General features: G+C 72.0%; 14 protein-coding genes. 2 read left to right on the forward strand and 12 right to left on the reverse strand.

Translation table 11 applies throughout. The features are described from left to right. Nucleotides 1-19: 19 nt before the first annotated feature. Nucleotides 20-1768, reverse strand: coding sequence for a 2-isopropylmalate synthase (leuA, locus tag ABD665_RS06610; RefSeq protein ID WP_204911684.1), 1749 nt, complete (start codon nucleotides 1766-1768; stop codon nucleotides 20-22). Nucleotides 1769-2133: 365 nt separating this feature from the next. Between leuA and ABD665_RS06615 the strand changes: the two genes are divergently transcribed. Further along, nucleotides 2134-3132 carry a GNAT family N-acetyltransferase gene (locus ABD665_RS06615; protein ID WP_204911683.1) on the forward strand — a complete coding sequence of 333 codons (999 nt, stop codon included), beginning with the start codon at nucleotides 2134-2136 and terminating at the stop codon, nucleotides 3130-3132. A gap of 34 nt (nucleotides 3133-3166) precedes the next feature. Further along, nucleotides 3167-3556: a cupin domain-containing protein gene (locus tag ABD665_RS06620; protein ID WP_344741540.1), complete on the forward strand. Its 390-nt coding sequence runs from the start codon at nucleotides 3167-3169 to the stop codon at nucleotides 3554-3556. A 24-nt stretch (nucleotides 3557-3580) separates the two neighbouring features. On the opposite strand, the gene ABD665_RS06625 is transcribed toward ABD665_RS06620, so the two are convergent. The 11 genes from ABD665_RS06625 to ABD665_RS06675 form a co-directional block, all read right to left on the reverse strand. Continuing rightward, nucleotides 3581-3958, reverse strand: coding sequence for a nuclear transport factor 2 family protein (locus tag ABD665_RS06625; protein ID WP_204911682.1), 378 nt, complete (start codon nucleotides 3956-3958; stop codon nucleotides 3581-3583). Between the two features lie 39 nt (nucleotides 3959-3997). After that, entirely contained in the window at nucleotides 3998-4594 is a 597-nt protein-coding gene (locus ABD665_RS06630) for a hypothetical protein (protein WP_204911681.1), read from the reverse strand. A 69-nt stretch (nucleotides 4595-4663) separates the two neighbouring features. Then, a complete protein-coding gene (gene era / locus ABD665_RS06635; protein ID WP_204911680.1) occupies nucleotides 4664-5599 on the reverse strand; it encodes a GTPase Era in 936 nt (311 codons plus the stop codon). Beyond that, nucleotides 5596-5964, reverse strand: a complete 369-nt coding sequence (locus ABD665_RS06640) for a cytidine deaminase (protein WP_204911679.1) — start codon at nucleotides 5962-5964, stop codon at nucleotides 5596-5598. Before ABD665_RS06640 ends, era begins: the two co-directional genes overlap by 4 nt. Further along, a complete protein-coding gene (locus ABD665_RS06645; protein ID WP_204911678.1) occupies nucleotides 5961-7283 on the reverse strand; it encodes a CNNM domain-containing protein in 1323 nt (440 codons plus the stop codon). Before ABD665_RS06645 ends, ABD665_RS06640 begins: the two co-directional genes overlap by 4 nt. Next, nucleotides 7280-7762 carry an rRNA maturation RNase YbeY gene (ybeY, locus tag ABD665_RS06650; RefSeq protein WP_204911677.1) on the reverse strand — a complete coding sequence of 161 codons (483 nt, stop codon included), beginning with the start codon at nucleotides 7760-7762 and terminating at the stop codon, nucleotides 7280-7282. The genes ABD665_RS06645 and ybeY overlap by 4 nt, the downstream gene beginning before the upstream one ends. Nucleotides 7763-7790: 28 nt before the next feature. After that, nucleotides 7791-8729 carry a PhoH family protein gene (locus ABD665_RS06655; RefSeq protein ID WP_204914076.1) on the reverse strand — a complete coding sequence of 313 codons (939 nt, stop codon included), beginning with the start codon at nucleotides 8727-8729 and terminating at the stop codon, nucleotides 7791-7793. Nucleotides 8730-9397: 668 nt separating this feature from the next. Next, on the reverse strand, nucleotides 9398-10411 hold the full coding sequence (gene pip, locus ABD665_RS06660) for a prolyl aminopeptidase (protein ID WP_204911676.1): 1014 nt from the start codon (nucleotides 10409-10411) through the stop codon (nucleotides 9398-9400). Continuing rightward, entirely contained in the window at nucleotides 10408-10878 is a 471-nt protein-coding gene (locus ABD665_RS06665; RefSeq protein WP_344741546.1) for a DUF5709 domain-containing protein, read from the reverse strand. Before ABD665_RS06665 ends, pip begins: the two co-directional genes overlap by 4 nt. A 29-nt stretch (nucleotides 10879-10907) precedes the next feature. After that, a complete protein-coding gene (locus ABD665_RS06670; RefSeq protein ID WP_204911675.1) occupies nucleotides 10908-11735 on the reverse strand; it encodes an inositol monophosphatase family protein in 828 nt (275 codons plus the stop codon). Then, nucleotides 11720-12664: an ROK family protein gene (locus tag ABD665_RS06675; protein WP_204911674.1), complete on the reverse strand. Its 945-nt coding sequence runs from the start codon at nucleotides 12662-12664 to the stop codon at nucleotides 11720-11722. Before ABD665_RS06675 ends, ABD665_RS06670 begins: the two co-directional genes overlap by 16 nt. Nucleotides 12665-12740: the final 76 nt, after the last annotated feature.

Genomic DNA, 12740 nt, shown 5'->3' on the forward strand with positions numbered 1-12740 from the left:
GAGACGTCTGCGGCTGGGGTCAGCCGACGGCGCGGTCGACGGCGGAGGTGACGGCGCGGAGGGAGGCGGTGACGATGTTCGCGTCGGTGGCCACCCCCCACGCGACCACGCTGTTCTCGCCCTGGCCGACCTCGCACTCGACGTACGCGGCGGCGAGGGCGTCGCCGCCGGCCGAGAGCGCGTGCTCCGCGTAGTCGAGCACCCGGACGTGGTAGCCGATGCCCGACAGCGCGTCGACGAACGACGAGACGGGCCCGTTGCCCTCGCCGCTCACCTGCCGCTCGGTGCCCTGGTCCTGCACGCGCGCGGTGATGGCGTCGCGGCCGCCGCCGCTGGTGGCGGAGACGACCTCGCTCAGCTCGAGCGGCGTGGTCCGACCGAGGTACTCGGCCGAGAAGATCTCCCACAGGCGCTCGGGGCCGATCTCGCCGCCCTCGCCGTCGGTGTGGGTCTGGACGGTCCGCGAGAACTCGATCTGCAGCCGGCGCGGCAGCTCCAGCTGGTGCTCCGACTTCATGATGTAGGCGACGCCGCCCTTGCCGGACTGGCTGTTCACGCGGATGACGGCCTCGTAGCTGCGGCCGACGTCGTGCGGGTCGATCGGCAGGTACGGGGCCTCCCAGTCCAGCTCGGCGACGGGCACCCCGGCGGCCTCGGCCTTGCGGTCGAGGTCCTCCAGGCCCTTCTTGATGGCGTCCTGGTGGGAGCCGGAGAAGGCGGTGTAGACCAGGTCCCCCGCGTACGGGTGGCGCGGGTGGACCGGCAGGCCCGTGCAGTACTCCACGGTGCGACGGATCTCGTCGATGTCGGAGAAGTCGATCTTGGGGTCGATGCCCTGGCTGAAGAGGTTCATGCCCAGCGTCACCAGGTCGACGTTGCCGGTGCGCTCGCCGTGGCCGAAGAGGCAGCCCTCGACGCGGTCGGCGCCGGCCATCAGGCCCAGCTCGGTGGCCGCCGTCGCCGTCCCGCGGTCGTTGTGCGGGTGCAGGGAGATGGCGACGTGCTCGCGGTGGTTGACGTTGCGGCTGAACCACTCGATCTGGTCGGCGTAGACGTTCGGCGTGGCGACCTCGACCGTGGCGGGCAGGTTCAGGACGATCTCGCGGCCGGGTGCCGGCTGCCAGACGTCCATCACGGCGTTGCAGACCTCGACGGAGAAGTCGAGCTCGGCGGAGGTGAAGATCTCCGGGCTGTACTCGTAGCCGAACTCGACGTCGCCCAGGTGCTGCTCGGCGTACTTCATGACCAGCTCGGTGCCCCGGGTGGCGATGTTCACGCACTCGTCGCGGTCGACCTTGAACACGACCCGACGGAACAGCGGGGCGATGGCGTTGTACAGGTGGATGGTGCCCGTACGGGCCCCGGCCAGCGACTCGGCCGTGCGCTCGATCAGGTCCTCGCGGGCCTGGGTCAGCACCGAGATCGTCACGTCGTCGGGGATCAGGTCCCGCTCGATCAGCTGCCGGACGAAGTCGAAATCCGTCTGGCTCGCGGACGGGAAGCCGACCTCGATCTCCTTGTAGCCCATCTTCACCAGCAGCGCGAACATCTTGTGCTTGCGGGCCGGGGTCATCGGGTCGATGAGCGCCTGGTTGCCGTCACGCAGGTCGGTGGACAGCCAGCGGGGCGCCTGGGTGATGCGCGCCGACGGCCAGGTGCGGTCCGGCAGGTCGATGGGCGGGAAGGCGCGGTAGCGCCCGTACGGCATCGGGCTGGACGTCTGCGTCGGGACGGCTTGTGGCCGGGTTCCGAACGGGGTGCTGCTCATCGGGGTCCTCGCTGCTGGGTGGGGGTCGGCCGGACACAGGCAGAAACCCCGCAGCGAGGAGGCCGGCCGTTAAGAGGCCTCGCTGCGGCGACGAAGGAGAATCAGGGCGCTGCTCGTGAGAGCGCTGCCCAGCGCGGTTGCCACGTCGTCACAGTAACCCACGCCCTCCGTGAGGCCAACCACCCCCGCCCCTCTCCCGAGATCCCGCCCCTCCGTGCCAGCCCCCTCCCCAGGGAACGCCGTACGACGACATCCGGAGGGCGTCAGAAGCGGTCGGGGAGCCAGCGGTTGCTCGCAGCGTGGGGGTTTGGCGGGGTGTGCGGAAACCCGTCGACAGGTGAGCGGGTACGCGGGAACCTGACGGGATGCGCCTGGTGGAGGTCGACCCCGACGACGAGGGTCACGTCGGGACGCTGACCCGGCTGATAGAGGTCGCGCGGGCGCACGACGACCCGGACGCGTTCGTGCAGACGGTCGAGGACGTGCGCAACGAGGTCCGGTACGGCGGTGACCTGGAGCCGACGCAGGTGGTCCTCCTCCTCGACGACACGGGCGCGGCGGTCGGCCACCTCGGGCTGTGGGTCCCGCAGCACGACAACCGGCACCTGGTCGACGCCCGGTTCTCCGTCGTCCCGGACCGGCGGGGCCAGGGCTTCGGCACCCTGCTCCTCGAGGAGCTGCAGCGGCGGACCCTCGCGCTGGGCCGGACGACCCTCTGGATCGGGGTCGCGGCCGACGACGCGAGCTCCACCCGCTTCCTCGCCCAGCACGGGTTCTCCCCCGGCAGCCGCGACGCCCGCCGCCACCAGCGCCTGGCGCAGGTCGACCCGGAGACGATCGCCGCGGTCGAGCGGGACGCGGCCGCGCACGCCCGGGACTACGTGCTCGAGCGCGTGGACCCGCCGTACGACGACGCCCACCTGACGGCGCTGATCCCGGCGATGGCGGCGATCAACGACGCCCCCACGGGCGCGCTGACCTTCGAGGACGAGGTCTTCGACCTCGACCGGATGCGGGAGATCGAGCAGGCCCGGGCGCTGCGCGGAGAGCGGGCCCGGCGGGTGCTGGCCCGTCACCGCGGGACCGGCGCGGTCGCGGGACACACGTACCTGACCGTCCGTCCGTGGGCGCCGACCGAGGCCTACCAGTGGGACACGAGCGTGGCGCGGGTGGACCGCGGCCACCGGCTGGGCCTCGCGCTCAAGATCGAGATGATGCGCTGGCTCGCGGAGACCGAGCCGCAGCTCGAGGTGGTCGAGACCTGGAACAACGCCGACAACGTCCCGATGATCAACGTCAACGAGGCGCTCGGCTACCGCCTCTCCCGCACGTTCGCGACCCACCAGAAGGTGCTGGACGCCTGACGCCGGCGGTCCGGCCGGGCGCGATGCTGGTGCCGTGACCGCTACCGCCACGTCGATCGCCGACGAGCTCAGCCAGGTGTCCGACCACTGGAGCCCCCGGGTGGTTGCCAGGGTGAACGACCAGTACGTGAAGGTCGCCAAGCTGCTCGGAGAGCTGGTGTGGCACGCCCACCCCGACGAGGACGAGATGTTCCTCGTCGTGAAGGGACGGCTCCGGATCCAGCTCGAGGACCGGGACGACGTGCTGCTCGGCCCGGGCGAGCTCTTCGTCGTGCCGCGCGGCGTGCGGCACAACCCGGTGGCCGAGGATGAGGTGCACATCGTCCTCGTCGAGACGGTCACGACCGCCCACACCGGCGACGTCGTCGTGCCCGGCACCGTCCCCGTCGAGCGGCAGCTGCAGGCCGGAGGGCGGCCCGCGTAGACCACCGTCGGCCGAGCGGCGCCGCTACTCCGACGAGACCGTGTACGGCTGCCCGGGGAAGTACGCCCACTCCTCGAACCGCGCGACGCGACCGTCGGGGGCGAACCGCAGGACCCACAGGTCGCGGTACTGCTGCTCCTCCGGCGCCCGGTAGTCGACCTGCAGCCGCACGACTGCGTCCGTCCCGTCGACCGCGACGACCTCCGAGGTCACGTCGAACGTCGCGTCCTCGTCGGCGACCCAGAACGCCTCCAGGTCGACGTGCCCGACCAGCGGGTCCTCGTACGGCGACCGCAGGTAGGCGACGTCGGGCGTGAACAGCTCCGCCACCCCGGCCGGGTCGGACGTCCGCCACCAGCGCACGTACGCGTCGACCCAGGCCTGCACCCGTCCACGGTCCATCGGGCCATGGTGCCGGGCCGGGTCAGGCGCTGACCAGCCTCACGTCGCGGTGTCGACGAGCCAGGCGCCGTCGTCGAGGACGAGCGTCAGCTTGACGGCCGTCTTGTCGTCGTCGGTGTCGAGGGTCTTCCACTTCCCCCCGGCCCGCTGCTGACGGAGCAGCCGGTAGCTGCCCTGCGCGGTCGCCCGGGTCTCGTCGCCGGCGGTGACCTTGATCGGGGAGGTCGTCCTGATCGTCACCCGGACCCGCTGGGCGTACACCTGCTGGAACGCCTTGTCGTTCACCCTGCGCAGGTCCTTCTTCTGCCGCGCGAAGCCGCTCTTCGTCATCAGCGGCTCGACCCGGTCGAAGTAGGCGTCCGCCGACTTGTCGGGGTAGCCGAAGGTGAGAGCCGTCGACACGAACTTCTCCGCCGCGGCCTTCACCTGCGGCGCCGCCGCCGACGGGTCCGCGCTCGGCGTCGCGGCCGGGGTCGAGGGAGCCGCGGTCGAGGGGGCCGCGGCCGGAGCCGCCGCGCTGGTGGGCGCCGCCCCGGACGCCGCTGGGGCTCCGGAGGAGTCGGCGCCCCCTCCGCAACCGCTGAGCAGCACCGCCGTGCAGGCGGTCACGGCCAGGGTCTTCTTGAGCGTGCTCACGGGGCGTCGAGGCTCCTCGAGGTCGGTACGCGACCCCGGGGGAAGGTCACGAGCGCAACCCTGCCACGCCTAGAAGCCGAGGCGGTTCAGGTGCTTGGGGTTGCGCTGCCACTCCTTGAGGACCTTGACGCGGAGGTCGAGGTAGACGGGGGTGCCGAGCAGCGTCTCGATCTGGCGGCGGGACTTCTCGCCGAGCGCCCGCAGGCGCTCCCCGCGGTGACCGATGATGATGCCCTTCTGCGAGTCGCGCTCGACGATCAACGACGCGAACACGTCGAGGAGCGGCCGCTCCTCCGAGCGACCCTCGCGCAGGCCCATCTCCTCGATGGCGACGGTGATGGAGTGCGGCAGCTCGTCGCGCACGTCCTCCAGCACGGCCTCGCGGATGAGCTCGGCGACCAGGGTCTCCTCGGGCTCGTCGGTGATCTCGCCGCCCGGGTAGAGCGGCGGGCCCTCCGGCAGCATCGACACGAGGGTGTCGGCGAGGACGTCGAGCTGGTTGTCGGTGACGGACGAGACCGGGACGATGTGCGCCCAGGTGATGCCGAGCTTCTCCTCCAGGGCCTGGATCGCCATGAGGTGCTGGGCCATCCGGGTCGGTCCGACGAGGTCGGACTTGGTGGCCACGGCGACCAGCGCCGGGACGCGCGGCAGCTTGGCCAGCTCGCCCACGAGGTAGGTGTCCCCCGGCCCGATCTTCTGGTCGGCCGGCAGGCACACGCCCACCGTGTCGACCTCGCTCCAGGTGGCGCGGACGACGTCGTTCAGGCGTTCGCCGAGCAGCGTCCGGGGCCGGTGCAGCCCGGGGGTGTCGATGAGGACCAGCTGCGCGTCCGGGCGCGTGACGATGCCGCGGATGGCGTGCCGGGTCGTCTGCGGCTTGGCCGAGGCGATGGCGATCTTGGTGCCGACCAGGGCGTTCGTCAGCGTCGACTTGCCCGCGTTCGGGCGGCCGACGAAGCAGGCGAACCCGGACCGGTAGCCCTCGGGGACCTCGGTGCTCACGTCAGCACCCGGCCGCGCACGACGCCGCGGGGGTCGACGGCCCAGACGGCCACGCCCTCGCCGCCCAGGTCGCGGACCACGTCGAGGTCGCCGTCCAGGGCGTACGGGTCGGGCTCGTCGTCGGTCGCCACCGCGACGGCCTCGAGCCCCCCGGCGCCGGACGACACGGCCATCGCGACGGCCACGGCGACGGCCGAGAGGGTGAGGTGCTCGAGCGCGACGCTCGTGGCCGCGTACGTGCGGCCGTCGGTGTCGCGGACGCAGGCGCCCTGCGGTGCGCCCGTGCGCGCCAGGGCGCTGCGGGCGAGCGTGATGATCTTGACGTCCTCCGGGTCGGAGGGCGTGCTGGTGGTCTCGGTGCTCATGCCATGGACTCCTCGTGCGCGGGCGCCTGCTCGGCCGAGGGCTCGGCGTCAGGGTCCTGCTGCCGCGTGACCAGGACGGTCCCGATGCGGTTGCGCCGACCGGTCGAACGCTCGGCGACGAGCTCGAGGCCCGCGTAGACCACGACCGACCCCGGGATCGGCACCTTGTTGAGCTGCTTGGCCATCAGGCCCCCGACGGTCTCGACGTCCTCGTCGTCCAGCTCGAGGCCGTAGAGGTCGCCGAGCTCGTCGAGCGGGAGCCGCGACGAGATCCGGTAGCGGTCCTCGCCCAGCGGGGTGACGTCGGTCGGCTCCACGTCGTACTCGTCGGTGATCTCGCCGACGATCTCCTCGAGGATGTCCTCGATGGTGGCCATGCCGGCCGTGCCGCCGAACTCGTCGACGACCACGACCAGGTGCACGCGCTTGAGCTGCATCTCCTGCAGCAGCTCGTCCACCGGCTTGGAGTCGGGGCACCAGGACACGGGGCGCATCATCGAGCCGACGCGCTCGACGGACTGCGCCTCCGGGGCGTCGTACGTGCGCTTGATGACGTCCTTGAGGTAGAGGATGCCGACGACGTCGTCCAGCCCGTCGCGGATCACCGGGATCCGGCTGAAGCCGGACCGCAGGCACAGCGACACGGCCTGCCGCAGCGTCTTGTGCTCCTCGACGAACACCATGTCCGTGCGCGGCACCATGACCTCGCGGACGATGGTGTTGCCGAGGTCGAAGACGGAGTGGATCATCCGGCGCTCGCCGGAGTCGATCACCGAGCTCGTCTCGGCCAGGTCGACCAGCTCGCGCAGCTCGGCCTCGGTCGAGAACGGCCCGTCGACGAAACCCTTGCCCGGGGTCACGGCGTTGCCGACCATGATCAGCAGCCGGGGCAGCGGGCCGAGGACCGTGGTCAGCAGGCCGAGCGGACCGGCGGCGGCCAGCGACACCGCGTCGGCGTTCTGCCGGCCGAGCGTGCGCGGCGCGACGCCCCAGAAGACGAACGACACGACGATCATGGCGCCGGCGGCCAGGGCCCCGGCCTCCCACGTCACGTTCACGTTGGTGAAGACGACCTTGGCCACGATGACGATGGCCGAGATCTCGAGCAGGGTGCGGACGAACAGCGCGGTGTTCAGGTAGGCGGGCGGGTCGTCGGCCAGCTTGCGCAGTCGCGCCGCGCCGGGGCGGCCCTCCTCGCAGAGCCGGTCGGCGCGCGCCTTGGAGATCGAGCTCAGCGCCGCCTCGGCCGCGGCCAGCATGCCGGCGAGGACGACGAGCACCAGGGCGACGACGAGCTGGCCCCAGTCACCGCCGTTCATCGGGCGACCGGTTCGGGGCGGTCGGGGCGGACCGCGTCCCAGGCGGCCAGGACCTTGTCCTTCAGCCCGAACATCTCGGCGTGCTCCGCCTCGTCGGCGTGGTCGTAGCCGAGCAGGTGCAGGATGCCGTGGACGAGCAGGTACTCCGCCTCGGCCTGCGACGTACGGCCGTGCTCGCGCGCCTGCGCGTCGGTCACCGCGGGGCAGAGCACGACGTCGCCGAGCATGCCCGCGGGCGGCTCGTCCTCGTCGTCGTCCGGCGGCCGGAGCTCGTCCATGGGAAAGCTGAGCACGTCGGTCGGCCCGGGCTCCCCCATGTACTTCTCGTGGTAGGCGCTCATGGTCGCCTCGTCCACCAGCAGGATGGAGAGCTCGGCCTGCGGGTGGATCCGGAGCTGGTCCAGCGCGAAGGTGGCGAGCCGGACCAGGCCCGTACTGTCGGCCTCCAGACCGGACTCGTTGTTGATGTCGACAGTCACGTCTTCTCGATCTCGGGTGTGCGGCGGCTCAGCGGCGCGCGCCGGGCGGCGGCGGCTGAGCAGCGTCGTGGACCTCGTACGCCGCGACGATGCGGCCCACCAGCTTGTGGCGCACCACGTCGTGGGCGGTGAGGTGGCAGAAGGCGAGGTCGTCGACCTCGCCGAGGATCTTCTCGGCCTGGCGCAGGCCGCTGGTCGTGCCGTTCGGCAGGTCGACCTGCGTGACGTCGCCCGTGACGACCATCCGGGAGCCGAAGCCCAGCCGGGTGAGGAACATCTTCATCTGCTCCATCGAGGTGTTCTGCGCCTCGTCGAGGATGATGAACGCGTCGTTCAGCGTGCGGCCGCGCATGTACGCCAGGGGCGCGACCTCGATCGTCCCGGCCGTCAGCAGGCGCGGGATCGTGTCGGGGTCGAGCATGTCGTGCAGCGCGTCGTAGAGCGGGCGCACGTACGGGTCGATCTTGTCGTTCAGCGTTCCGGGCAGGAAGCCCAGGTGCTCGCCGGCCTCGACGGCCGGCCGGGTCAGGATGATCCGGTTGACCTCCTTGGCCTGCAGCGCCTGGACGGCCTTGGCCACCGCGAGGTAGGTCTTGCCGGTGCCGGCGGGGCCGATCCCGAAGACCACCGTGTGCTTGTCGATCGCGTCGACGTAGCGCTTCTGGTTGAGCGTCTTGGGCCGGATCGTCTTGCCGCGGGTGGACAGGATGTTGTGCGTCAGCACGTCGGCCGGCCGGGTGTCCGACCGCTCGGCGAGCATCGACACGATCCGCTCCACCGCGTCGGCGGTGAGGCCCTGGCCGGTGCGGAGCACCGTGACCAGCTCGGTGACGACGTCGACACCGAGGTCGACGGCGACGGGCGGCCCGGTGAGCGTGATCTCGTTGCCGCGCACGTGCACGGCGGCGCTCAGGTCGCGCTCCAGGATCCGCAGGAACTCGTCGCGGGGACCGAGGAGGTTGACCATCTCGACCGAGACGGGGACCGTGATCCGCCGTTCCTCCTCGAAACCGCTGTCCGCCTGGCCCGGGTCCACGGCGCGCGGGACGCGCTCGCCGCGGATGTCGGTCGTGCTCGCGGGCCGCGCTGCTCGCTCCGGCCTGCTGGTCTCTGACCTGCTCAGAAGGGTCCTCACCTGGTGCTGCGTGCCCGTCGGGCACATGACCTGGCCATTCTAGTGAGCCATCGCCCTACGGCACAGGGAGAAAGGGAGTCAGTCTGTGAAGACGCGCCACCCCCGGGTCCCGCGGAGGTGCGGGGTCCTGCTCGTCCCAGCGGTCCCAGGACTTTCACGTTTACGTGAAAGACCGGTACTGACCACGGCAGATCTGCCGTGGTGAGTACAGGAGTTCCGTGGTCAGTGGCGTCCGGGCTGCCGGCCGCGAGCCGACGCCCCGCACGCCTCAGGTCTTTCACGTTTACGTGAAAGACCGGTACTGACCGTGGCAGATCTGCCGTGGTGAGTACGAGAGTTCCGTGGTCAGTGGCGTCCGGGCTCCCGGCGAAGAGCCGACGCCCCTCGCGCCTCAGGACTTTCACGTTTACGTGAAAGACCGGTACTGACGGCGGCAGATCTGCCGTGGTGAGTACCGGTCTTCCGTGGTCAGTGCCTAGTGGGCGGCACCCGAGCCAGGCTCAGGGCAGCGGCCAGCGCTCCGCGAACCGGTCGGTGGCCGCGACGAGGGCCGCGCTGATCTCCGGTTCGGTCCAGGCGTGCCCGGAGGTCGGGCACATGACCAGCTCAGCCTCGGGCCAGGCGCGGTGCAGGTCCCAGGCAGTGACGGCGGGCGTGCACAGGTCGTAGCGGCCCTGCACGATCACGCCGGGGATGTCGGCGAGGCGACCGGCGTCGGCGATCAGCTGGCCCTCGCCCTCGGGCGTGGTCGAGAACCAGCCGGCGTGCACGAAGTAGTCGTTCTCGATCCGCGCGAACGCCAGCGCGTACGCGGGGTCCGCGAACTCGGCGATCAGCGACTCGTCGGGGACGAGCGTGATGGCCGAGGCCTCGTACGACGCCCAGGCGACGGCGGCCGGGCCGTGCACCGCGGGGTCCGGGTCGAAGAGCAGGTCGTGGTACGCCGCGATGACGTCCCCGACCACGGTCCCGCCGGGGGTCACCGAGACGAGCCCGCGCTCGAGCAGAGGCGCGAGGTAGCCCGCGTAGCGCTCGGGCACCAGCTGCCCGGCCGGACCGCCGTAGAAGAAGTCCAGCTCGCTGCGGCGCAACGTGAAGATGCCGCGCAGGACGAGCTCGGTCACCCGGTCCGGGTGCGTCTCGGCGTACGCGAGGGCCAGGGCGCTGCCCCACGAACCGCCGAGCACCTGCCAGCGGTCGACCCCGCGGTCCTCGCGCAGCCGCTCGATGTCGGCCACGAGGTGCCACGTCGTGTTCAGCGCCGGGTCGGCCTCGGGCGTGCTCGCGTGCGGCAGGCTGCGCCCGCACCCGCGCTGGTCGAAGAGGACCACGCGGTAGCGCTCGGGGTCGAACAGCCGGCGGACCCCGGGCGAGACGCCCCCGCCGGGCCCGCCGTGCAGGAACACGACGGGTTTGCCGGCCGGGTTCCCGCACTCCTCCCAGTGGATCTGCTGGCCGTCACCGACGTCCAGCAGACCCTCCGCGTACGGCTCGAGGGGTGGGTACAGGCTCACTCTTCGACGATGTGCATCGCGGCCTCTTCGGCGCTCGCCGCACCGCCGTCGATGCCGACGTCCTCGCCGATCAGGTCGCCGTCCTCGTCGTCACCGATGCCCTGGTTGGGGTCCATCAGCCGACCGGCGCGCGCGTCACCGACCTCGCCGTCGTCGAGGCGCTCCTCGTCCGCGCGGACGGTGAGGTTGTCCTCCTCGTCGACGTCGTCGTCGGAGTACGGGTCGGGCTCGGGGATCTCCTCCGAGAGCCGCTGGTCGAGGGTCTCGTGCGTGCCCTCGCGGATCAGGGCCGACGGGCGCTCCGGCGGGGAGTAGCCCTCGTCGAGCGCGTCGGAGACGCCCCGGTCGTTCAGGGTCTCCTCCGGCTGGATCAGGTCCTGGTCCATCTGGTCGATCTCGTCGGGCGTCTGCTCGTACGGCTGGACGTCGGCCGGGTCGTCCATCGGATCGGGGTTCGCGTCGCTCATGGGGCCAGCCTGCCATGCACCGGCAGGGCTCAGCCGGTGAGCGAGACGAGCTGGTCGAACACGGCCGGCGGCCCGGCCACGATGGGTCCGCCGTGCAGCAGCTCGGCGGCGGCGTCGCCGTAGTCGACCCGGCAGCCGGCGGCCTCGAGCACGGCGATCGCGCCGAGGCAGTCCCAGGTGTTGATGTGCGGCTCGACGTAGCCGAGCAGCCGTCCGCAGGCGACGTCGCAGAGGCCGAGCGCACCCGACCCGCTTCGGACGAACATGCCTCCGGCCCGCAGCAGCCGGTCCACCATCGGGACGACCTGCTCGGCGGTCACCCGGGGCGAGGCGCCGACGTAGACGAGCCCGTCGGTGAGCGAGGTCCCGGCGTGCGGGGTGATCGCGGCCCCGTTGAGGGTGGCCTCCCCGCCCCGGCGCCCGACGAAGAGCTCCTCCGCCGCGGGGCTGTTCACGAAGCCGAGCTCGACGCGGCCCTGGCGGACGTAGGCGATCGAGACGCACCACGAGCGCAGCCCGCTGACGAAGGGCTGGGTCCCGTCGATCGGGTCGACGACCCAGGTGCCGGCCGAGCCGTCCACCTCGAGCGAACCCGTCTCCTCGCCCAGGAAGCCGTCGGACGGGAAGGCCTCGCGCAGCCGCGCGCGGATCAGGTCCTCGACCTCGGTGTCGGCCTCGCTGACCACGTCGCGCGGGCCCTTGCGGTGCACGACGAGCGTCGCCAGGCTCCGGAAGTGCTCGAGCGCCAGCGCACCGGCCTCGCGGACCAGGTCGAGCCCGAACGCGTACCGCTCGTCCAGCCCGTCCCCGTCCCCGGAACCCCCGTCGTCCTGCCGGTCGCTCAACGCCACAGCCATGCCGCCCCTCGTACGCCGCTCGAGTCGCCGTGCGCGGCGCGCACGACCGGTGTGTAGAAGCAGGGCGAGAACGTGTACGAGGCCAGCCGCGGCGGCAGCTCGTCGTACAGCTCGTCGACGTTGGACATGCCGCCGCCGAGCACGAGGACGTCGGGGTCGAGCGCGTTCACGACCTGCGAGAGCCCGCGGGCCAGCCGGTCGAGGTAGCGCTCGAAGACGAGGCGGGCGAGCCGCTCGCCCTCGCGCATGCGGCGCACGACGTCGACCGCGGTCACGGGAGCGACGTCGACGAGGTCGATCTCGGCGTGCTGGCGGTAGTCGCGGGCGAGGCCGCGACCGGAGACCCAGCGCTCCAGGCAGCCGTGCCGGCCGCAGTAGCAGGCGGGGCCGGGCACCTCGGAGAGGTTCGGGTAGGGCAGGGCGTTGTGGCCCCACTCCCCTCCCGAGTGGTTCGGCCCGGCGTGCACGCGGCCGTCGACGGCGATGCCCGCGCCGGCACCGGTCCCGAGGATGACGGCGAAGACGGTGCGGTAGCCCGTCCCCGCGCCGTCCAGGGCCTCGGAGTGGGCGAAGCAGTCGGCGTCGTTCGCGGTCCGCACCTCGCGCCCGCCGAGGGCGGCGCGCAGGTCGTCCTCGGGACGCCGGCCGATCAGCCAGGTCGAGCTGCAGCCCTTGGCGACCCCCGTACGCGGGTCCAGCGAACCCGGCAGCCCGACGCCGACCGCGGGGGTCGCGCCCACGACGGACTCGACCTCCTCGACGAGGCGGACCACGGTGTTCAGGCAGGCGGCGTAGTCCGAGCGCGGGGTGTCCGTGCGGAGCCGGACGAGCTCGCTGCCGTCCGGCGCCAGCGCGGCGGCCTCGATCTTGGTCCCGCCCCAGTCCACGCCGACCAGGACACCGGGCGGGACGGGCTGCGAGGCGGACATCGCGTGGAACCTATCAAGCGCGTTCCGAGGCCGATTGATGTGTGAGCCGCAGGAAACTGGCCACCGCGAGGCTCCG

Origin of the sequence: Microlunatus spumicola (genome assembly GCF_039536445.1) — a bacterium.
Classification (GTDB): domain Bacteria; phylum Actinomycetota; class Actinomycetes; order Propionibacteriales; family Propionibacteriaceae; genus Microlunatus; species Microlunatus spumicola.

Coding starts and splice junctions, on each gene's coding strand:
- leuA (WP_204911684.1), bottom strand. CDS start 1,768: ATGAGCAGCACCCCGTTCGGAACCCGGCCACAAGCCGTCCCGACGCAG.
- ABD665_RS06615 (WP_204911683.1), top strand. CDS start 2,134: ATGCGCCTGGTGGAGGTCGACCCCGACGACGAGGGTCACGTCGGGACG.
- ABD665_RS06625 (WP_204911682.1), bottom strand. CDS start 3,958: ATGGACCGTGGACGGGTGCAGGCCTGGGTCGACGCGTACGTGCGCTGG.
- ABD665_RS06640 (WP_204911679.1), bottom strand. CDS start 5,964: ATGAGCACCGAGACCACCAGCACGCCCTCCGACCCGGAGGACGTCAAG.
- ABD665_RS06645 (WP_204911678.1), bottom strand. CDS start 7,283: ATGAACGGCGGTGACTGGGGCCAGCTCGTCGTCGCCCTGGTGCTCGTC.
- ABD665_RS06655 (WP_204914076.1), bottom strand. CDS start 8,729: ATGGTCAACCTCCTCGGTCCCCGCGACGAGTTCCTGCGGATCCTGGAG.
- ABD665_RS06665 (WP_344741546.1), bottom strand. CDS start 10,878: ATGAGCGACGCGAACCCCGATCCGATGGACGACCCGGCCGACGTCCAG.
- ABD665_RS06670 (WP_204911675.1), bottom strand. CDS start 11,735: ATGGCTGTGGCGTTGAGCGACCGGCAGGACGACGGGGGTTCCGGGGAC.
- ABD665_RS06675 (WP_204911674.1), bottom strand. CDS start 12,664: ATGTCCGCCTCGCAGCCCGTCCCGCCCGGTGTCCTGGTCGGCGTGGAC.